9 protein-coding genes are annotated in these 20,893 nt (G+C 65.4%); 6 read left to right on the forward strand and 3 right to left on the reverse strand.

Annotation, left to right across the window (positions count from 1 at the left end; translation table 11 throughout):
* Nucleotides 1-49: 49 nt before the first annotated feature.
* Entirely contained in the window at nucleotides 50-2,764 is a 2,715-nt protein-coding gene (locus LK540_RS13555; RefSeq protein ID WP_229437824.1) for a TonB-dependent receptor, read from the forward strand.
* Between the two features lie 527 nt (nucleotides 2,765-3,291).
* Nucleotides 3,292-3,660: a hypothetical protein gene (locus tag LK540_RS13560; RefSeq protein ID WP_229437825.1), complete on the forward strand. Its 369-nt coding sequence runs from the start codon at nucleotides 3,292-3,294 to the stop codon at nucleotides 3,658-3,660.
* A gap of 148 nt (nucleotides 3,661-3,808) precedes the next feature.
* On the opposite strand, the gene tldD is transcribed toward LK540_RS13560, so the two are convergent.
* The 3 genes from tldD to LK540_RS13575 all read right to left on the reverse strand — a co-directional run bounded on the left by tldD (nucleotide 3,809) and on the right by LK540_RS13575 (nucleotide 10,368).
* The gene (gene tldD / locus LK540_RS13565) at nucleotides 3,809-5,269 is read right to left on the reverse strand and encodes a metalloprotease TldD (RefSeq protein ID WP_229437826.1); all 1,461 of its coding nucleotides are present in this window, start codon (nucleotides 5,267-5,269) and stop codon (nucleotides 3,809-3,811) included.
* Between the two features lie 107 nt (nucleotides 5,270-5,376).
* On the reverse strand, nucleotides 5,377-6,177 hold the full coding sequence (locus LK540_RS13570) for a carbon-nitrogen hydrolase family protein (RefSeq protein WP_229437827.1): 801 nt from the start codon (nucleotides 6,175-6,177) through the stop codon (nucleotides 5,377-5,379).
* Nucleotides 6,178-6,204: 27 nt separating this feature from the next.
* Entirely contained in the window at nucleotides 6,205-10,368 is a 4,164-nt protein-coding gene (locus tag LK540_RS13575; RefSeq protein ID WP_229437828.1) for a YhdP family protein, read from the reverse strand.
* Between the two features lie 162 nt (nucleotides 10,369-10,530).
* On the opposite strand from LK540_RS13575, the gene glnE reads away from it, so the two are divergent.
* The 4 genes from glnE to map all read left to right on the forward strand — a co-directional run bounded on the left by glnE (nucleotide 10,531) and on the right by map (nucleotide 20,806).
* Complete coding sequence (gene glnE, locus LK540_RS13580) at nucleotides 10,531-13,269, forward strand: bifunctional [glutamate--ammonia ligase]-adenylyl-L-tyrosine phosphorylase/[glutamate--ammonia-ligase] adenylyltransferase (protein ID WP_229437829.1); 2,739 nt, start codon at nucleotides 10,531-10,533, stop codon at nucleotides 13,267-13,269.
* Nucleotides 13,270-13,518: 249 nt separating this feature from the next.
* Nucleotides 13,519-16,407, forward strand: coding sequence for a TonB-dependent receptor domain-containing protein (locus LK540_RS13585; protein WP_229437830.1), 2,889 nt, complete (start codon nucleotides 13,519-13,521; stop codon nucleotides 16,405-16,407).
* 631 nt (nucleotides 16,408-17,038) lie between these two features.
* Complete coding sequence (locus tag LK540_RS13590) at nucleotides 17,039-19,891, forward strand: TonB-dependent receptor domain-containing protein (protein WP_229437831.1); 2,853 nt, start codon at nucleotides 17,039-17,041, stop codon at nucleotides 19,889-19,891.
* A gap of 150 nt (nucleotides 19,892-20,041) precedes the next feature.
* The gene (gene map, locus LK540_RS13595; protein WP_229437832.1) at nucleotides 20,042-20,806 is read left to right on the forward strand and encodes a type I methionyl aminopeptidase; all 765 of its coding nucleotides are present in this window, start codon (nucleotides 20,042-20,044) and stop codon (nucleotides 20,804-20,806) included.
* The last annotated feature ends 87 nt before the right edge of the window (nucleotides 20,807-20,893 follow it).

A 20,893-nucleotide genomic window follows, 5' to 3' on the forward strand; every position in this document is an offset into this window, starting at 1 on the left:
AGACGATGTGGCGCAGCGAGGCGATCACGACACCATTCGGGAGCTGATCATGCACGAAACCATCCTGTCCCGCGCGCTGCGCCCGCTGTTCGGCGCCGCCGGCCTGAGCCTGCCCGCCTGTCTCTTCCTGTGCCTGCCCGCCGCGGCGCAGGAAGCGCAGCGCCCGCCCGAATCGCCGGCCCTGCAGACGCAGCCGGCCGAACAATCCGCCGCCCAGCCGATCCAGCGCGTCGAAGTCACCGGCTCTTCGATCCGGCGCATCGCCGCCGAAAGCTCGCTGCCGATCACCACCATCCGCGCCGCCGACTTCGCCAAGCAGGGCCTGACCACGGTGCAGGAAGTGCTGAACACGATCCCGATGAACCAGACCTCGACGGTCGCCTCATCCGCGGTCGGCTCCGGCACCGGCGGGCGCGCCGTGGCCGACTTGCGTGGCCTGGGCGGCGACAAGACCCTGGTGCTGCTGAACGGCCGGCGCCTGGCCAACCACCCCTACTTCGCCGACACGGTCGACCTGAACATCATCCCGGTGGCGGCGCTGGAACGGGTCGAGGTGCTGCGCGACGGCGCCTCGGCCATCTACGGCACCGACGCCATCGGCGGCGTCATCAACTTCATCACCAAGCGCTCGGTCGAGGGCGGCGCCCTCACCTACGAGGGCTACGAGCCCTGGCGCCAGGGCGGCGGCAACGAGCAGCGCATCAACCTGTCGGGCGGCTGGGGCAACCTGGGGCGCGACGGCATCAGCATGTTCGGCGTGCTCGACTACCACCAGCAAAGCGCCCTGCGCGCCACCGAACGCGCCTTCTCGCGCACCGGCGTGCGGCCCGAGCGCGGCATGAACGAGGTCAGCGGCACGCCCTTCCCCGCCAACTTCTTTTCCGACCTTGGCGTGACCGGCAACCCCGGCTACGCCAGCGGCTGCCGCCCGCCGGATTCGCTGCCGGCGGCGGACGCCCCGGTCTGCGCATTCGACTACACCCAGTACAACGACAACATCCCGAAGACGCGCCAGCTCAGCGCCATGGGCAAGGTCAACCGCCAGTTCACGCCCGAGCACCTGGGCAGCCTGGAATTCGTCTGGGGCCGCAGCACCAACGAGTCGCGCGTGGCGCCGCCGCCGATGTCGAACATCGGCATCGTCATGACCGCCGCCAGCCCGTATTACCCGGGCAACGGCGCGGTGCCGGCCTTCCCCGGCCTGAGCGGCGAAAACCTGGACATCAGCTGGCGCCCGGTGGAAAGCGGCCCGCGCGAGAACTACGACAGCAGCAGCACGGCGCGCCTTCAGGCCAGCCTCGAGGGCACGATAGCCGGCTGGGACTACAACACCGCCATCTCGCACTCGGTCGGGCGCGCGAAAAGCACCTTCCGCGGCGGCTACCTGGTGGACCAGCGCATCATCGACGGCGTGGGCGCCGGCATCCTGAATCCCTTCGGTCCGCAAAGCCCGGCCGGGGCCGACTACCTGAACAATTCCCTGCTGCTGGGCGAATACGTGCATGCGCGCATCAACAGCAGCGCCATCGACGGCCGCGTCAGCCGCGAACTGATGACCCTGCCCGGCGGCGCGCTCGGCTTCGCCCTCGGAGCCGAGTTCCGGCGCGACCGCGCCAAGTATTTCGTCAACCGCGACCTGGCCGGACAGGCCTCGAGTTCCGGTTATGCCGATGCCCAGAACCAGTCGGGCCAGCGCAGCATCTATGCCGTGTTCACCGAATTGAATGTGCCGGTCATCAAGGACCTGGAGCTGAACTTCGCCGGCCGCTACGACCACTACAACGACGTCGGCGGCAGCTTCAACCCCAAGGTATCGCTGCGCTGGCAGCCGACGCGCCAGGTGCTGGTGCGCGGTTCCTTCAACAAGGGCTTCCGCGCCCCGACCCTGTTCGACCTGTATGGGCCGCAATCGACCACCAACAGTTCCGACACCTACAACGACCCGGTGCTGTGCCCGAACGGCGTGCCGGTGGCGGGCGCCAACCCGAACGTGGTCTGCGGCCAGCAGCAGGACATCCGCCAGGGCGGCAACCCCGACCTCAGCCCGGAACGCTCGCGCACCTACAGCGCCGGCGTGGTGTTCGAGCCGGTGCGCGCGCTGACCGTGTCGCTCGACTACTGGAACATCAAGCTGAAGGACCAGATCAGCGCCCTGGCCGAGCAGACCATTTTCTCCAACTACCCGCGCTACCAGAACCTGTTCGTCTACAACGCGGCCGGCACCAGCCTCGACTACGTGCTCGACATCACCGACAACCTGGGCGAAGTGCAGACGCGCGGCCTCGACCTGTCGCTGCTGTACCGCATGCCGCGCAGCCCGGTCGGCAACCTCAGCGTCAGCCTCGACGGCACCTACGTCAACAAGTACGAATACCAGAACGAGCGCGGCGGCCCCTTTACCCAAAACGCCGGCCGCTACGCCGACGCCTCCCCGGTCTTCCGCTGGCGCCACAACTTGCTGTTCACCCTGGTCCGGGGCGACTACACCTTCAACCTGTCGAACCGCTACATGTCGCACTACGAGGACCAGAACACGGCGGTGGCGCCGGAGTTCTTCAACAAGGTCGGCCATTACTCGACCTGGTCGGTGTCGGCCACCTTTACCGGGAATCCGAAGTTCGAGTTCACGGCCGGGGTCAAGAACCTGTTCGACGAGACACCCCCGTTCACCAACCAGGTGACCAACTTCCAGCTGGGCTACGACCCGCGCTACACGGACCCGCTGGGGATCACGCCGTACATGCGGCTGACGTACAAGTTTTGAAGGTGCCGTAAGACCAGGGCACGTTCGGGCTTCCAGGCCGATCGTGCCCGATACGACGTAATCATTTCTGGTTCGGCCTGACGCACGCTGATTGATTGCTCCTATCTGCGCTAATCGGTAACCCGGCTTCTTCACCCGGCACGCTCATGGTGCGCTGGCATGTCACGGCATGACCATGCTTTGCCTGCCTATCAGCGCGTGAAAAGCGGCGCGGCAGCATTCCCAAGCACTCTTATCTTTTATTCACCTGGCAGACCGTTCGGATACTGCTGGGCAGTCAGCGTATTAATTTCAGACAAGCTGTGCCTTTCAACAAGACGCAACAATTGTCGCTTCGGTACATGCGATCCGCTAGTACCGATGCATGCGGCAAGCTCAGCATCCATGCCTTATATGCCCAGATGCAGAACAAAGAAAATCGACGTCGGAACATCAGCCTGGCTGGCGGCGAGGTTTTCGAACCACACGATACGGCCAATGACCAGCCATGACGATCATTTCCATGTCGAATTGAAGATAACGACCAAATGAAAAATACAGTGTTGATTGTTGCAGCCACAATTCTGGTGTCGATCGTTTGTTCCATCAGCGCAGCCGAATGGCCTGCGCCGTATCGGCAATTCAGTGGCAAATACGCGATCTATTCCGGGGAACTGGGGGATCAACAAGCGCCGACGCGGACCGAAACCAAGGTGTCGTTCATCGTGGACGGGCAGCCTGCGAAAGAGCTGTTCGATGCGATGTATCCCGATGACAAAGAAACTTGTGGAGGCGAAGGCGCTCGCGCTCGTACGAAAGGCAATGTTTGGTGTACTTACCACCCGGGACGAGGCTACAAGTGTTACTTCGGTTTCGATCTCAAGACCGGCAAGAGTATCGGTGGTGGCATCTGCTGAAGATGTATCGCAAGTACAGGGAAACTGCCTGCCTCGGGAAGCGCCTGTGCCCAGTGAGCTGTCATGCTTCTGAATGAAGAACGGCCCGGTCGAACAGTCGACTGGGCCGTCAAGATCTTGCCTCGGCTTTACGCCGTATTCAAACGTATCAGGCCGTCCCGCCCACCGTCACGCCATCGATACGCAATGTCGGCTGGCCCACGCCCACCGGCACGCTCTGGCCTTCCTTGCCGCACACGCCCACGCCCGAGTCCAGGCGCATGTCGTTGCCGATCATGGAGATGCGGTTCATCACGTCCGGGCCGTTGCCGATCAGGGTCGCGCCCTTCACCGGGTAGGTGACCTTGCCGTCCTCGATCATGTAGGCTTCGCTGGCCGAGAACACGAACTTGCCGTTGGTGATGTCGACCTGGCCGCCGCCAAAGTTCACCGCGTACAGGCCGTTTTTCACCGACGCCAGGATTTCGCCTGGGTCCTTGTCGCCGCCCAGCATGTAGGTGTTGGTCATGCGCGGCATCGGCAGGTGGGCAAAGGATTCGCGACGCGCGTTGCCGGTGATCGGCATCTTCATCAGGCGCGCGTTCATGGTGTCCTGAATATAGCCCTTCAGGATGCCGTCCTCGATCAGCGTCGTGCACTGGGTCGGATTGCCCTCGTCGTCCATGTTCAGCGAGCCGCGGCGGTCCTTCAGGGTGCCGTCGTCGACCACGGTCACGCCCTTGGCCGCCACGCGCTGGCCGATCATGCCGGCATACGAAGATGAACCCTTGCGGTTGAAGTCGCCTTCCAGGCCGTGGCCGACGGCTTCGTGCAGCAGCACGCCGGGCCAGCCCGGTCCGAGCACGATGGTCATCGGGCCGGCCGGGGCCGGGCGCGCTTCCAGGTTCACCAGCGCCGCTTTCACGGCTTCGTCGGCATAGCGTTCCAGCACTTCATCGTCGAAGTAGCCATAGTCGAAGCGCCCGCCGCCGCCCGAGGAACCGGTTTCGCGGCGGCCGTTCTGCTCGGCGATCACGGTCACCGACACGCGCACCAGCGGGCGGATGTCGGCCGCCAGCACGCCGTCGCTGCGCACCACCAGCACCACGTCGTATTCGCCGGCCAGGCCCGCCATCACCTGCACCACGCGCGGATCCTTCTTGCGCGCCATTTTCTCGACGCGCTCAAGCAGTTTCACCTTGGCGGTGGCGTCGAGCGAAGCGAGCGGATCGTTCGGCAGGTAGAGCGAACGCCCACCGGTCGGCTGGGCCATCGAGGCCACCTTCACGCGGCCGGCGCCGGCGCGCGCGATGGTGCGCGTGGCCGCCGCCGCGTCCAGCAGGGCGGACTCGGAAATCTCGTCGGAATAGGAAAAGGCGGTCTTCTCGCCGGAGATGGCGCGCACGCCCACGCCCTGGTCGATCGAGAAGCTGCCGGTCTTGACGATGCCCTCTTCCAGGCTCCAGCCCTCGCTCTTGGTGAACTGGAAATACAGGTCGGCATAGTCGACCTTGTGGGTGAACATCGTTCCCAACGTGCGCAGCAGCTTGGCTTCGTCGAGGCCGAAAGGCGTCAGCAGCACGTCGCGCGCCACGGCCAGGGAGGAAAGATTCGGTTCGAATGGGATCATTTTGCGTCTGTTTCTCGTGTGGATTGGGGCATTGTGCCATATCCGCCGGGTTTGCATCGGCGTGCCGCGGCACCCGAAGCGGGGCCGTAGCGGCGGCATTCACACCCTTACAGTTTGCGGTGGCGCAGCGCCGGCAAGCTCTCGCGCACGCCGGCAAGAAAAGCCGGGTCGAGCTCGCCCGCCACCACGCCCTCGCCTTCGCGCAGCACGGCCTTGACTTCGCCCCAGGGGTCGACCAGCATGCTGTGGCCAAAGGTGCGGCGGCCGTTTTCGTGGGTCCCGCCCTGGGCCGAGGCCAGCACGTAGCACTGGTTCTCGATGGCGCGGGCGCGCAGCAGCACTTCCCAGTGCGCACTCCCGGTGGTGTGGGTGAACGCGGCCGGCACCACGATCAGCGCGCATTCGCCCATCGCCCGGTACAGCTCGGGAAAGCGCAGGTCGTAGCAGACCGACAGGCCGACGCGCCCGAACGGCGCCTCGAAGCTGCCCACCGCCTGCCCCGGCACGATGGTGCGCGCTTCGTCGTAGGATTCGCTGCCCTTGGTGAAGCCGAACAGGTGGATCTTGTCGTAGCGGCTGATTTCCTGCCCTTGCGGGTCGTAGACCAGGGTGGTGTTCATGACCTTGCCGGCATCACTGGATACCAGCGGCAGCGTGCCGCCGATCAGCCAGATACCGTGCTCGCGCGCCAGCTGCGCCATGCATTCCTGGATCGGCCCGCTGCCCGGCTGCTCGGCCCGGGCGACCTTGTCGGCGTCGCTCATGCCCATGATCGGCCAGTACTCGGGCAGGGTCACGAGGGTGGCGCCGCCGGCGGCGGCTTCGCCCACCAGGCGGCGCGCGGTGGCAAGGTTGTGCGCCACGTCGGGCGTGGACACCATCTGGACTGCGGCTACGCGGGCTTGCATGTCGCTTTTCATGTCACTCCTCTCAGGTCACTCTTTTCTTGCGGTGGGCGAGCGTGGTCGCTCGGGCGGGCGGTCCGGCGGATTGTCGATCTTGGTAATCGTCGGCGATTTCCACGGTCCTGTCACCTGCATCTGGTAAGTCAGGGCCTTCATCACCGGCGCGCGCAGGAACAATTGCGCCAGGTAAGAGCCAAGGCCGATCACCGGGTTCACGGCCAGGCCATACACCAGCGGTCCGGTGCCGAGATTGAACTCCGGAATCACCACCACGCGCAGGTTGGTCGATTCGTTGGCGATGTCGGCCGTGCCGTCCATCAGCACCGTCGCCGCCACGCCGTGCATCTTGAGGTTCTCGGTGCGCACCACGCCCTTCGAGATCATGGCGTTGGCCGTGATGCCGTCGAACGCCAGGCCTTCCGAGAACACGTCGTGGAAGTCGAGTTTCAGCAGGCGCGGCAGGGCCTGCAGGCTGAGCACGCCGAGCAGCTTGGCCGCGCCCGGGTCCTGCTTCAGGAACTGGCCGCCGCCCACGTTCATCTCGATCTGGCCCGACAGCGAAGGAATGTCCAGCGCATACGGCAAGCCGTTCCAGGACAAATCTCCGGAGATCTTGCCCTTGCCTCGCCTCAGGGTTTCCGGGAAGCCGAGCCGGTCGAGCAGGCGCCCGGCATCCAGGATGTCGAGGGTGAAGTTCATGCCGGTATTGCTCTTGCCGTCCTTGGTCAGCCAGCGCCCAGTGGCGCGCAGCTGGCCGTCGGGATTGGCCAGGCTGAGGCGGTCGATGCGCCATTCCTTGCCGGCCAGCGCAGGCACGTTGCTCGCTTGCAGGTCCAGGCGCCCGAACTGCTTGTTGAACAGTTCGAAGCGCTCGGCCACGATGTCGAGCGCCGGGATGCTGGCCGCGCCGGTGTTCGATTCGAGCAGGTCCTTGACCTCGGCCGCCGCCGATTCCGGAATGTCGAGGAAGGCCAGGCGCGCCGTGACCTTGCCCACGCCCCCCTGCTGCTCGCTCCAGCTGAGGTAGCCGGAGGCCTGGCGCGACTGCAGATTCGCCAGCCAGACGTTGCCGCGGTGGGTGGCGCCGACCACCACGTCGGCCATGCGGCGGTCGGCCACGAAGAGTTCAGTGGCGCGCGCGGCGATCGTGGTCGGCACCACGTATTGCGAGAAGTTGGGACCCGAAGCGCCTGCCGTGCCGCCCTCGCCTTCGCCGTCGCCGGCAATCGTGCGCGCCGCCGCCAGCCAGGCGTCGACGTTCACCGACTTCATGTCGACGTTGATCATCATGCCCTCGTCGGGCTGCGGCGCCGGCACGTTGACGCCGATGCCGCCGCGTTCCACGATCCAGGGTGCGCGCGGCTGATGGCTGCGCTGGTAGCGCGCAAAGACGGCATTCCCGAGCGACAGGCGCAGCTGGTCGCGGCCCACGCCCTCGACGGTCGGCTCGCCCTCGAGCACGAAGCGTAGCGGCAGCGCCGTGTCCTGCGCCTTGTTCAGCGGCGCCGGGAATTCCAGGCCCAGCCCGGCCAGTTCGGACTCCACCGTCACGTTCAGGCGATGGTCACGCACGCCGATCGTGCCGCTGTAGCGGGTACTGCCCGACAGGCGCGTGGCCAGGCGCGCCACCGCGGGCGCCGGCGCGCTGCGGCGCATGCCGTCGGCCGACAGAGTGCCGGCCAGGCGGATCGCGATCGCGCCGTCCTTCTGGCTGCCGCCGGACAGGGCCAGCGGCCCGCCCAGGAAGCTGGCGCCGACCCCGTTCAGATTGAAGCCGCGCTCGTTGAACTCGACCTTGCCGAGCGCCGCCTGCAGCGGCGGCAAATCGGGAAGCAAATTGACGTCGTTGTTCTGCAGCTGCAGGGCGCCTTGCACCCTGGTTTCGTGCAGGTCGGCCAGCGGCATCTGCAGTTTGAGGCTGAGGCCGGCATTGCCGGTGCCGCGCGTGTCTTCGGTGAAGTGGCCGATCCAGCCCAGCACCGGGCTGGCCGCCACGTAGCCGAGGAAGCCCTGCAGCGACCCGCTGGCGCTGCCGTCGATGTCGAGCACGGAATCGTGGGAACCGAGGTTCGGGATCACGGCGCGCACGTTGCGCAAGTCGAGGCCGAAGCTGCGCAAGGTGTCGCCGCGGATTTCCATGCGGTCGCGCTCGAACACGATGCTGCCGTCGATGGCCTCGGCCAGCGGCCAGGCCGGCTTGTTGTCCGGCGTGCGGTGGCCCGGCGCGTATTCGAGCACGGCGCCGGCCAGGCGCCCGGCCACCCGGAACTCGCCGCGCGCGCGCTCGGCCGCGTTCGCTGCGCGGAAAGGGAATTGCGACAAGTCGCCGCGCAGGCGCAGGCGCACGTCTTCCAGCATGCCGCCCTGCAGGGCCGTGGCAAGCCACTCGCGCAGGTGTTCCGGCGTGGCGTTCGGCAGGAAGCGGCCGACCTCGGCGATGCGGAAGCCCTCCAGGCTGCCGGTGAAGTCGGCCACGCCGGGGCCGTGACCGGGCCCGAGCGGCAGCTGGTGGCGCCCGGACAGATTGCCGCGCAGGCTGCCTTGCGCAAAGGCCAGCTTGTCCACTTCCACCAGCAATTGTTCCTTTGGCTCATAGCGCCAGCGCGCCTGCAGCGCCAGGCTGTCGAGCGGCATCGCCGGTTCCGGGAACCAGGCCGGCATGCGCAGCGCCAGGTCGGTCGATTCCACGCTGATGCTGCCGCCGTCCTGGGTGGCGTCGATGCTGCCCGTCAGGTTGTCGATGCCCGGCAGGGCCGGCCGCGCTGTCCCTGCACCTGCGCCCGCGTCCGCGGCCGGCCTGGCCGCCTGCGGCTGCAGGCCCAGGCCCGCCACCCTGCCCTTCACGCGGTAGCCGGCCAGTTGCGGGTAGCGGCCGTCCCAGGAGGCGGAAAAATCGAGCAGCTGGCCGCGCGGGGCGAAGTCGGCCAGCGTCTGGCGCTGCAGGTCCGAGAGCGGCAACTGCGCCGCCAGCTGGGCCAGGGCCGCCAGGTCGACCTGGCTGGCCTCGACCGCGACCCGCTGCGGCTTGCCGGCGCGCGCGGGCGTAAAGGTTTCGCTGACGGTGGCGGGCGGCAGCACGCGGCCGTCGTTCAGGGCCACCGTGAAGTTTTCGATGGCCACGGTGTGGCCGTTGGCGCCGAAGCTCGGCTTGCCCTCGGTGTCGGGCAGCAGTTCCTCGTGCGCCGAGAGCCGGCCCGACACCCGCGCCAGGCGCAGCGGCGGCAAGTCCGGCGCCATGCGCGCGGCCACCCCGGCCAGGGCCAGGTCGGCGGTAAAGCCCGCCAGGCGCGCACGGTCGAGCTGCATCCAGGCGCGCAGCGAGCCCTTGCCCTGGCTCAGCTGGAAGGGGTAATCGATGTATTGCTTCCAGGCCGCCAGGTCGGCTTCGCGCAGGTCGGCATACAGTTCGCCCTTCCAGCGCGCCATGTCCGAAGCGCGCCCGCCGAAGCGCGGATGGGTGAAGCGCGCGCGCACGTCGAGCGGGCGCGCCAGCGCGCTGGGGGGTGTGGCCTTCAGGGCGACGCGGTGGGTGCGCCAGCGGTTCTGCAGCACCAGCGAGACGTCGCGCAGGTCCAGCGGCGCGGCGCCGCGCAGGCCGTCGGTCCAGGTGACCTGCCCTTCGCGGATCACGATCTCGCGCTGGCGGAACACCCAGTCGCCGCCGGCGCCGCCCTTGTCATCCTTGGGGTCGATGCGCACCCCGGCCACGTAGAACACGCCGTCGCCGGCGCGCCGCACGTCCAGCTGCGGGCGGATCAGCTCCAGGGTCTCGAAACGGGGTTCGGCGGCAAACACGCTCCACCAGGAAAAGGTGGCCGAGACCGACGGCAGGGCCAGCACCTGGCGCCCGGCGCCGTCCTTCAGGGTGACGTCGCCCAGGAACAGCGAGGGATGCAGGCCGCTCCAGGAAGCATAGATGCGGGAGATGGCGACCTGGTTGCCGAGCGCGCGGCTGGCCAGGCGCTCGATGTCGCCCTTGTAGATATCGATATTCGGCAGGATCGCGTAGCGCAGCGCCAGGAACAGAATACCCAGCCCGAAGTACACCGCCAGCACCAGCTTGATGGTGAACCCGAGCACATGATGCGAGGCCAGGTTGGCATACCGGTAGGCGGCACGCAGCCGCCGCCAGCGCTCGGCCAGCGGCGAATGGTCCTGAGACGCCTCGGGCGCCTGCGGTTCCGGGTTGTGCATCAAAGTGCTCAAAGGCTCGCCGTAGGTTGTTTCTTCAATATCAGAGCGCTTGCTAGGTTCGCGGCGTCTACCTTACCATCGGTGCTGACCCTGGCAGCACGGCGGGCAATTCTACCGCAAGCACGCCCCCCGGAACGCTTTTACTCTTCTGCAGGACTGCCGATGACCACCCCGATCGCCCCCCCGACGTCAACCATTTCCGCCACCTGCGCCTCGCGCTGGTACCAACGCTGGGTCGACGCCGCCCCCGACCGTCCCGAGCGCGTCGGCAAACTGGCCCAATTATCGCTGGCCCGGCAGGATTTCGGCGCGTTATTGGACACTGAGCTGGCGGCCGGCATTCCCTTGCCGCGCGCCATGCGCCGCCTGCGCAATCTCTTGCTGGCAGGCTTGATCCGGCGCGACCTGGAAGGCCTGGCCGACCTCGACGAAGTCGTCACCGCCATGACCGGCCTGGCCGACTTCGCGATCCGCACCCACCTGCGCGAGCTGATGGCCGAACAGGTGGCGGCCCACGGCATGCCGGTCGGCGCCGAATCCGGGCGGCCCCAGGAAATGATGGTCTTGGCCATGGGCAAGCAAGGCGGCGGCGAACTGAACGTCTCCTCGGACATCGATTTGATCTTCGTGTATCCGGAAGACGGCGAGACGGCCGCCGGCCCCGGCCAGCGCGCGCTGTCGAACCACGAATTCTTCGTGCGCCTGGGCCGCAAGCTGATCGGCGCGTTGTCGGAAGTGATCGAGGACGGCTTTACCTTCCGGGTCGACATGGCGCTGCGCCCGAACGGCAAGTCCGGACCGCTGGCGGCCAGCCTGAACATGGTGGAAGAGTACCTGATCGTGCAGGGGCGCGAATGGGAGCGCTATGCCTGGGTCAAGGCGCGCGCCGTCACCGGCTTTGAGGAAGACATCGCGGCCCTGGACGCCATCGTGCGGCCGTTCGTCTTCCGGCGCTACCTCGACTTCGGCGTGATCGACGCCATCCGCAACATGCACGCCCAGATCCGCGCCGAAGTAAAACGCCAGGAACGCCTGCATCCGGACCGCAGCAATAACGTCAAGCTGGGGCGCGGCGGCATCCGCGAGATCGAATTCCTGGCCCAGGTCTTCCAATTGATACGCGGCGGGCGCGACCCGGCCCTGCGCGAACGCTCCACGCGCCAGACCCTGCGCCTGCTGGCCGAGCGCGAACTGATGCCGCCTGCCACCGTCGAACGGCTGCTGGAAGCCTATACTTTCCTGCGCAACCTGGAGCACCGCCTGCAATACCTGGACGACGCCCAGACCCACACCCTGCCCCCGCTCGAACCTGACCGCGAGCTCGTAGCGCACATGATGGGCCTGCCCGACGTGCCCACCCTGCTCGCCCGCCTGGAAGAACAGCGCGCCTTCGTGGCGGCCGAATTCGACGACATGTTCGCCGACAAGAGCGCCGCGCCCGATGAGGAACGCGCCGAACTGGAAGCGATCGCCGCCGACCCCGAGCAGGTCGGTGCGATCGAGGCCCACCTGGCGGCGCTCGGCTTCGGCGACCCGGCCGATAGCGCGCGGCGCCTGGTGGCGACCTGGCAGGCGCCGCGCCTGCAAAGCCTGCCCGACGCCAGCCGCGCCCGTTTATTGTCGCTGGTGAACCTGGCCCTGCCCCAGGTCGCGGCCACGGTCAAGGAAAGCGGGGTCGGCAGCCACGGCGCGACCCTGGGGCGCCTGCTCGACTTCCTGGAAGCGGTGGCGCGCCGCTCGGCCTACCTGTCGCTGCTGAGCGAATACCCGCACACGCTCGAGCGCGTGATCCGCATGATGCACGCCAGCGGCTGGGCCGCCACCTTCCTGACCCAGCACCCGATCCTGCTCGACGAACTGCTTGACGACCGCGGCGGCATCGACGACCCGGCCCAGGTGGCGGCCAGCCTCGACGCCCGCCTGCAGGAAGCCGAAGGCGATACCGAGCGCCAGCTCGACATCCTGCGCGAAACCCACCATGCCCAGCAGTTCCGCCTGCTGGCCCTGGACCTGGCCGGCGAACTCTCGGTCGAGCGCCTGGCCGACCATTTGTCGGCGCTGGCCGACGTGGTGGTGGCGGCCACCGTGCGCTGGGCCTGGAAGACGGTGGCCTCGCGCCACGTCGAGGAACCGCGCTTTGCCGTCATCGCCTACGGCAAGCTGGGCGGCAAGGAGCTGGGCTATGTGTCCGACCTCGACGTGATCTTCCTGTTCGACGACGAGGACGACATGGCGCCCTCGAACTACGCCCGGCTGGCCCAGCGCTTCATTACCTGGATGACGGCGCATACCCCGGCCGGCATCCTGTTCGACATCGACACCGCCCTGCGCCCGGACGGCGCCAGCGGCATGCTGGTCAGTTCGGTGGCGGCCTTCGAGCGCTACCAGCGCCAGTCGGCCTGGGTCTGGGAGCACCAGGCCCTGACACGCGCGCGGTTTTGCGCCGGCGACGCCGCCATCGGGGCGCGTTTCGAGGGAATCCGGGAGGAAGTATTGCGGCGCAACAGGGAGGACCAGGCCGCGGAGCTGAAGGCCGAGGTCGTCAAGATGCGCCAGCGCATGCACGATGCCGCGCCGAGGCACGGCGTGCTGTTCGACCTGAAGCAGGATGCCGGCGGCATGATCGACCTCGAGTTCATCGTCCAGTACCTGGTGCTGCGCCATGCCCATCTGTATCCGCAATTGACGGCAAATGTCGGCAACATCGCCCTGCTGCACCGCTTCAGCGAACTCGGCCTGATCGACCGTACGCTGGCGTCGGCGGCGGCCGATGCCTACCGCGCCATGCGCAAGCTGCAGCACCAGCGCCGCCTGCAAGGCAAGGAGGCGCGGGTCGATGCCGCCCTGGTCGCGGCGCACGCAGCACGCGTGACCGAACTCTGGAAAAACTGCCTGGATTAAGCAGTACGCAGCGAGCACTTTTTATGTGCTTCGCCGCGCTTTTTTTGTGCATTGCCGCAACATTCACCCTGCATAACGCGCCGGATTTGTGCGAAAAAATGGGGTTGTCTTTTAACAACAACGTGTTTGTTTATATGTATTGACATTGATCAATCATCAATGCTTTCATAGATGAGCGTATTTACTATGCGCAACGCGTTGGATCAATAGACAACAGCCGCCACGAGCGGCAAAAAATCCGGAGAGCACATGCAACAACGTACCAAGATCGCGCTGGCCGTCGCCGTCGCCCTTCAATCCATGATGTCTTTCGCGCAGGCACAAGAAGCCATGCAGCGCGTCGAAGTTACCGGTTCGCGCATCCGCCAGGTCGACCTGGAAACCGCACAGCCGGTCCAGGTGATGACCCAGGAACAGATCCAGAAAACCGGTCTGGTCACCGTGGGCGACATCCTGAATTCGATGGCCGTCGCCGGCACCCCGGCGTTCAGCAAGGGCTCGACCCTGACCTCGAACCGCGAACAGGGCGGCCAATACATCAACCTGCGCAATCTTGGTTCGCAACGCCTGCTGGTCCTGGTCAACGGCAAGCGCTGGACCACCACCGTGGCCGGCTACACCGACACCTCGACCATCCCGGCATCGATGATCGAGCGCATCGAGATCCTGAAGGACGGCGCCTCGTCGATCTACGGCTCGGACGCGATCGCCGGCGTGGTCAACTTCATCCTGAAAACCTCGATGGAAGGCGGCCAGGCCAGCGTGTACGTCGGCCAGAACGAAAAAGGCGACGGCAAGAACCGCGACTACTCGCTGAGCTTCGGCACCGGCAGCGACAAGGCCTCGCTGATGTTCGGCCTGACCCACACCGAATCGGGCGTGGTCTGGGCCAAGGACCGTGAGGAAACCGCCTTCAGCTATGGCCCGAACCACCCGACCGGCAACCTGGGCGGCAGCGGCTGGGGCCGTATCCGCCAGGTCAGCGCCACCGGCGCCGCGACCGGCTTCAACCAGCACCTGAACCATACCGGCGGCTACGACGGCACCGGCGTCGGCCAGAACTCGCGTGACCGCAACAGCTACCACACCTACAGCACCACCAACTTCGACGACACCTTCAACACGACCAGCCAGATGATGTTCCAGTCGCCGAACACGCTGACCTCGATGTTCACGAAAGGTTCGGTCGAACTGCCGTACAACATGCGCTTCAACAGCACGGCCATGTTCGCGAAGCGCGATTCGTCGCGCCAGAACGCCGGCTATCCGGTCAACTCCCTAGTGCAGAGCAAGTATCCGGTCTACATCGACAAGAACAGCTACTACAACCCCTACGGCAACGGGGCACCGGGCGTCGCCGCCGGCGCCGGCCAGGACCTGTTCTTCTACCGCCGCACCATCGAAGTGCCGCGCGTGACCGAGAACGAAAACCAGACCCTGCACATCGACGCGTCCCTGGAAGGCGAATTCTCGCTGCGCGGCCTGCCGTGGAACTGGAACGTCGGCTACAACCACAACAAGGTCAGCGGCAGCGTGCTGTCGACCGGTAACCTGAACCTGCTGAACCTGAAGAAGGCCCTGGGCCCATCCTTCATGGGCTCGTCGGGCGTGCAGTGCGGCACCGCCGCCAGCCCGATCCCGCTGGCCGAGTGCGTACCGTTCGACATCCTCGGCGGCCCGAGCGCCTCGACCCCGGCAGCGCTGGCCTACGTCATGTCGACCGGCCAGGCGACCTATGGCAGCACCGTCAACAGCGCCACCGCCGACATCACCGGCGAACTGTTCTCGCTGCCAGCCGGCGCCGTCGGCATCGCCGCCGGCCTGGAACGCCGCGAAGTGCGCGGCTACGACCGTCCGGGCCAGTTCGAGCAATCGGGCTACTCGACCGACCTGGCCGGCAACTCGACCACCGGCCGCTACTCCGTCAAGGAATTCTACGCCGAGCTGCAGGTGCCGGTCCTGAAGAGCCTGCCGTTCGCCGAACTGCTCAGCCTGAACATCGCCTCGCGCTACTCGGACTACAGCAACTTCGGCCACACCACGAACAGCAAGGCCAGCTTCATGTGGAAACCGATCCGCGACATTCTGGTACGCGGCACCTACGCCGAGGGCTTCCGCGCCCCGACCGTGGGCGACACCTTCGGCGGCGGTTCGCAGTCCTACGACAATTACCTGGACGCCTGCGACATGACCAACGGCGACGCCTCGATCAGCCCGACCACGCGCGCCAACTGCCTCGCTGCCGGCGTGCCGGCCAACTTCCGCCAGGTCAACCAGACCGGCGCCTTCGTCGGCAGCGGCGGCGGCCAGACCCCGACCCCGTTCAGCACCGGCGCCGGGAATGCCTTCCTGACCCCGGAAACGGCCAAGACCAAGACCGCCGGCATCGTCTACAACCCGTCCTTCCTGACCGGCCTGAGCGTGGGCCTGGACTGGTTCAACATCCGCGTCGACAACCGCATCACCGCGGTCAGCGCCAGCTATGTCGTGAACCAGTGCTACGTGAGCGGCGTCGCCGGCTTCTGCTCGGCGATCCAGCGCGATCCGGTCACCGGCCAGATCGTCAACCTGTCGCGCGGCAATGCCAACCTGGGCCAGCTGGAAACCGAAGGCCTGGACCTGAACCTGGCCTACCGCCTGCCGCGCACCTCGTTCGGCCAGTTCGGCGTGCGTTCGGACACCAGCTACGTCGACACCTTCCGCACCCGCACCACCGGCGACTGGACCAACATCGCCGGCGAGTACTACTACAACCGCGTGAAGTCGAACGTCTCGCTGGACTGGAGCCTGGGCAACTGGAGCGCCACCTGGACCGCGCGTTACTACAGCGGCACCAAGACCCACTGCTGGTCGAACACCGCGACCCTGGTCGCCGAGTGCAGCAACCCGCAGGACGTCGTGAGCTGGGGCACCGGCTACAACAAGTTCGGCTCGCTGACCTACAACGACGTGTCGGTTGGCTATGCCTTCCCATGGAAAGGCAAGCTGATGATCGGCGCCAACAACGTCTTCGACAAGAAGCCGCAAGTCGTGTACGACACCGCATCTGCCTTCGGCGGCAACTCGTCGGGCTCGTCGGTGAACCCGGACATGCCGGTCGACCGCTTCGTCTACGTGCGCTACAACCAGGCATTCTGATCCCGCTTGCCTGAAACAAATGCCCGCTTCGGCGGGCATTTTTTTTGCACCGCCGCAGTGCATGCCAAACGCCTGCCGGCAAATCGCTGGCGTTTCAGATTTTGTAACCGTCTTGTCACATTTTGCTCGTCCACCTCACCAGGCAGGTGCGTTCAAGCCTATTCCTACCGACACCGCCTGTAACTATTGGTTTCAATCCGAAGGAAGCATGCACTGGTACGGTGCAGTTTTTAGCATGCATATTCCCACATTACAGGAAAAACAATTCCCGCTCCGGCGGCGATTTAACGCAGTTTTTGCACTGCACAAAAAAATTTTGTTTGGCCAAATCCCGTGGTGTATAGGCTTCATTGCTTCGCCAAGAATCATTATTTCCCGTACGTCAAGTATGCACTTGTAAAAAAGACCATCGTAAATACGCCTCTTTACAACATTAACAAATTTAAATTTCTAGTTGTTGACAAGAACATCTCGTGGATGATTCCATTGACGGGTTGGAAGATTGTCAAGCGTCAAATTTGACCCCGTTGACATCTTTCAGTTGGTCGCAGAGCGACACTTTCCGTCGCGGCGCCGCCAAGGCTGCGCTGCGTTTTCACCCTAGGAGTTTTGCAAAATGATGGAAAAAATCTTGTCCCGGTCGGTCCGTGCGATCTGCCTGGGCGGCATGACCCTCGGCATGCATGCTGCGTTCGCCCAAGAAGCGTCCCAGCCACTGCAGCGCGTCGAAGTCACGGGTTCGCGTATTCGCCAGGTCGATCTGGAAACGGCACAGCCGGTCCAGGTGATGACCCAGGAACAGATTCAGAAGACCGGTCTCGTGACCGTCGGCGACATCCTGAACCAACTGTCGTCGGCCGGTTCGCCGGACTTCAGCAAGGGCGGCTCGCTGACCTCGAACCGTGAAAACGGCGGTCAGTACATCAACCTGCGCAACCTGGGCTCGCAACGCCTGCTGGTGCTGGTCGATGGCAAGCGCTGGTCGCAGACCGTCGACGGCTTCACCGACATGTCGACCGTTCCATCGGCCATGATCGACCGCATCGAAGTGCTGAAAGACGGCGCCTCGTCGATCTACGGCTCGGACGCGATCGCCGGCGTGGTCAACATCATTCTGAAAAAACGCCTCGAAGGCGGCCAGGCCAGCGTGTACATCGGCCGCAACCAGGAAGGCGACGGCCGCAGCAAGGACTTCTCGCTGACCGCCGGCGCCAACAGCGACAAGGTTTCGCTGATGTTCGGTCTGTCGCACACCGAGCAAGGCGTGGTCTGGGCCAAGGACCGCCCGATCACCGCTTACCCGCGCACCGACCGCTACCTGACCGAAGGCCTGGGCGGCGGCCCATGGGCCAACATCTGGAACGCCGACGGCAGCATCGACGTCGTGCTGAACCACACCGGTGGCCCGCAGGGCGACGGCGTGGGCGCCGATTCGCGCAACCTGGCGAACTACCACCCATGGGACGGCAACCTGGTGAACGACAAGTTCAACAGCGCGTCGCAGATGATGTTCCAGATGCCGACCAAGCTCGACACCCTGTTCACCAAGGGCACCGTCGAACTGCCGTACGGCGTGCAGTTCCAGACCACTGCGATGTTCTCGCAGCGTAAGTCGAGCGCCCAGGTCGCCGGCTACCCACTGCAAACCGGTACCCAATCGTCGTACCCGGTCTACATCGACAAGGACAGCTACTACAACCCGGTCGGCAGCTCGGTCGTCGGCGCCGCCGCCGCCCAGGACCTGTCGTTCCAGCGCCGTACCGTCGAAGTGCCGCGCCTGACCGAAAACCGCAACGATACCTTCCACGTCGACGCCAGCCTGTCGGGCGACTTCGAACTGCGCGCCATGCCATGGAACTGGAGCGTTGGCTACAACCACAGCTCGGTCAAGGGTTCGACCCTGGGCACCGGCAACGTCAACCTGCTGAACCTGAAGAAGGCCCTGGGCCCATCCTTCATGAACGCTTCGGGCGTCGTCCAGTGCGGCACCGCCGCCAACCCGATCGCCCTGGCCGAATGCGTGCCGTTCAACATCGCCGGCGGCCCATCGGCCTCGACCCCGGAAGCACTGCGCTACGTCATGTCGACCGGCCAGGCAACCTACGGCAGCACCGTCAACAGCGCCACCGCCGACATCGGCGGCGAGATCTTCGCCCTGCCAGCAGGTAACGTCGGCATCGCCGGCGGCCTGGAGCACCGCGAAGTGCGCGGCTACGACCGTCCGGGCCAGTTCGAGCAATCGGGCTACTCGAGCGACCTGGCCGGCAACCCGACCTTCGGCCGCTACACCGTCAAGGAAGCCTACCTCGAGCTGAACGTGCCGGTCCTGAAAGACCTGCCGTTCGCCGAACTGCTGAGCGTCAACCTGGCGTCGCGTTACTCGGACTACAGCAACGTCGGCGACACGACCAACAGCAAAGCCAGCTTCATGTGGAAACCGGTGAAAGACGTGCTGGTCCGCGGTACCTGGGCTGAAGGCTTCCGTGCTCCGGCACTGGGCGACACCTTCGGCGGCGGCCAGCAGTCCTTCGACGACTACCTGGATCCTTGCGATGCGCTGTATGGCCAGCGTAGCGACCCGGCAGTCGCCGCACGTTGCGCGGCAGCCGGCGCAGGCGCGAACTTCCGCCAGCTCGACCAGACCGGCGTCCCGATCACCAGCGGTGGCGGCGGCCAGAGCCCGTACCCGTTCATGGCCAGCGCCGGCAATGCCGAGCTGACCCCGGAAACGGCCAAGACCAAGACCGTCGGCTTCGTGTATAACCCATCGTTCCTGCCAGGCTTCTCGGCATCGCTCGACTGGTTCAACATCAAGGTCAGCAACATCATCACCGCCATTGGCGCGACCGACGTTGCCGAGTACTGCTACGTGCAGGGCATCCAGGGTTATTGCGATGCGCTGAAGCGTGACCCGATCACCGGCCAGATCATCTCCCTGAACCGCGGCAACGCCAACAAGGGTGTCCTGGAAACCGAAGGTCTCGACCTGTCGCTGTCCTACCGCCTGAAGCGTACCGCCTACGGCCAGTTCGGCGTGCGTTCGGAAACCAGCTACGTCGACAAGATCCGCGACCAGGAAGCTGCTGGCGAAGAGTGGACCGACTACGCCGGCCAGTACTTCTACAACCGCGTCAAGTCGAACCTGTCGCTGGACTGGAGCCTGGGCAACTGGAACGCGACCTGGACCGCCCGCTACTACAGCGGCGTGAAGGATCGCTGCTTCAAGACCAACGAACTCGAGTGCTCGAACATCGGCGGCGAAGCAAGCTGGGGCAAGAACTACAACAAACTGGGCAGTGTCACGTATAACGACGTCAGCGTCGGCTACAAGACCGCCTGGAATGGCCAGGTCCTGGTTGGTATCAACAACCTGTTCGACAAGAAGCCACGCATGACCGTGTCGGGCGCAGCTTCCTCGTCGTACGTCGATGCCGACTACCCGATCGACCGCTTCTTCTACGTCCGCTACAACCAGTCGTTCTAATGGCTGAGGTCCGCAAGGACCTCTCCTGAAGAACCGATGCGTTGAAGACGTCATCGATGCCCGCCAGGTTCGCCTGGCGGGCATTTTCTTTATGCACTGCGGTATCATGACGGATTGCGCGGCGCGTCCGCGGCTACCCCTACTGCAAACATGGCAATCAAACTCAAGAACGACAAGGACATCGCGAAGATGCGCGTCGCCGGGCGCATGGCCGCCGAGGTGCTGGAAATGATCAAGGAATACGTCGTTCCCGGCGTCTCCACCGAGGAACTCGACCGGCGCTGCAACGACTACATCCGCAAGGTGCAGAAGGCGACGCCGGCGAATGTCGGCTACCACGGCTTCCCGAAGACCCTGTGCACCTCGGTCAACGGCGTGGTCTGCCACGGCATCCCGAGCGAAAAGGAGATCCTGCAGGACGGCGACATCGTCAACATCGACGTCACCGTGATCAAGGATGGCTGGCACGGCGACACCAGCCGCATGTACTACGCCGGCACCCCGAGCCCTGAAGCCAAGCGCCTGGTCGACACCACCTTCGAGTGCATGATGGCCGGCATCCGCACCGTGCGTCCGGGTTCGCGCCTGGGCGACGTCGGCCATGCGATCCAGAAAATGGCCGAAGCCGCCGGCTACTCGGTGGTGCGCGACTACTGCGGCCACGGCATCGGCCGCGTCTACCACGAAGACCCGCAGGTGCTGCACTACGGCCGCCCGAACACCGGCCTGCTGCTGAAGGAAGGCATGACCTTCACGGTCGAACCGATGATCAACATCGGCGGCGAGGAAGTCGACCAGCTGGAGGACGGCTGGACCGTGGTCACGGCCGACGGCTCGCTCTCGGCCCAGTGGGAACACATGATCGCCGTCACCGCGAACGGTTTCGAGATCCTGACGCCCTGGCCGAAGGGCTGAGGCCCGCGAACAGAAACACGCATGAAAAAGCCCGCCGGTTCGCACCGGCGGGCTTTTTTTCGGGCTACCCTGCTCTACCCTGCCCTA

This window comes from Massilia sp. IC2-278 (assembly GCF_020708045.1).
GTDB lineage: Bacteria > Pseudomonadota > Gammaproteobacteria > Burkholderiales > Burkholderiaceae_D > Telluria.

What these genes read in the sequence shown, in the direction of transcription:
- LK540_RS13555 (WP_229437824.1), top strand. Translation starts at nt 50, where the DNA reads ATGCACGAAACCATCCTGTCCCGCGCGCTGCGCCCGCTGTTCGGCGCC.
- LK540_RS13560 (WP_229437825.1), top strand. Translation starts at nt 3,292, where the DNA reads ATGAAAAATACAGTGTTGATTGTTGCAGCCACAATTCTGGTGTCGATC.
- tldD (WP_229437826.1), bottom strand. Translation starts at nt 5,269, where the DNA reads ATGATCCCATTCGAACCGAATCTTTCCTCCCTGGCCGTGGCGCGCGAC.
- LK540_RS13570 (WP_229437827.1), bottom strand. Translation starts at nt 6,177, where the DNA reads ATGCAAGCCCGCGTAGCCGCAGTCCAGATGGTGTCCACGCCCGACGTG.
- LK540_RS13575 (WP_229437828.1), bottom strand. Translation starts at nt 10,368, where the DNA reads ATGCACAACCCGGAACCGCAGGCGCCCGAGGCGTCTCAGGACCATTCG.
- glnE (WP_229437829.1), top strand. Translation starts at nt 10,531, where the DNA reads ATGACCACCCCGATCGCCCCCCCGACGTCAACCATTTCCGCCACCTGC.
- LK540_RS13585 (WP_229437830.1), top strand. Translation starts at nt 13,519, where the DNA reads ATGCAACAACGTACCAAGATCGCGCTGGCCGTCGCCGTCGCCCTTCAA.
- map (WP_229437832.1), top strand. Translation starts at nt 20,042, where the DNA reads ATGGCAATCAAACTCAAGAACGACAAGGACATCGCGAAGATGCGCGTC.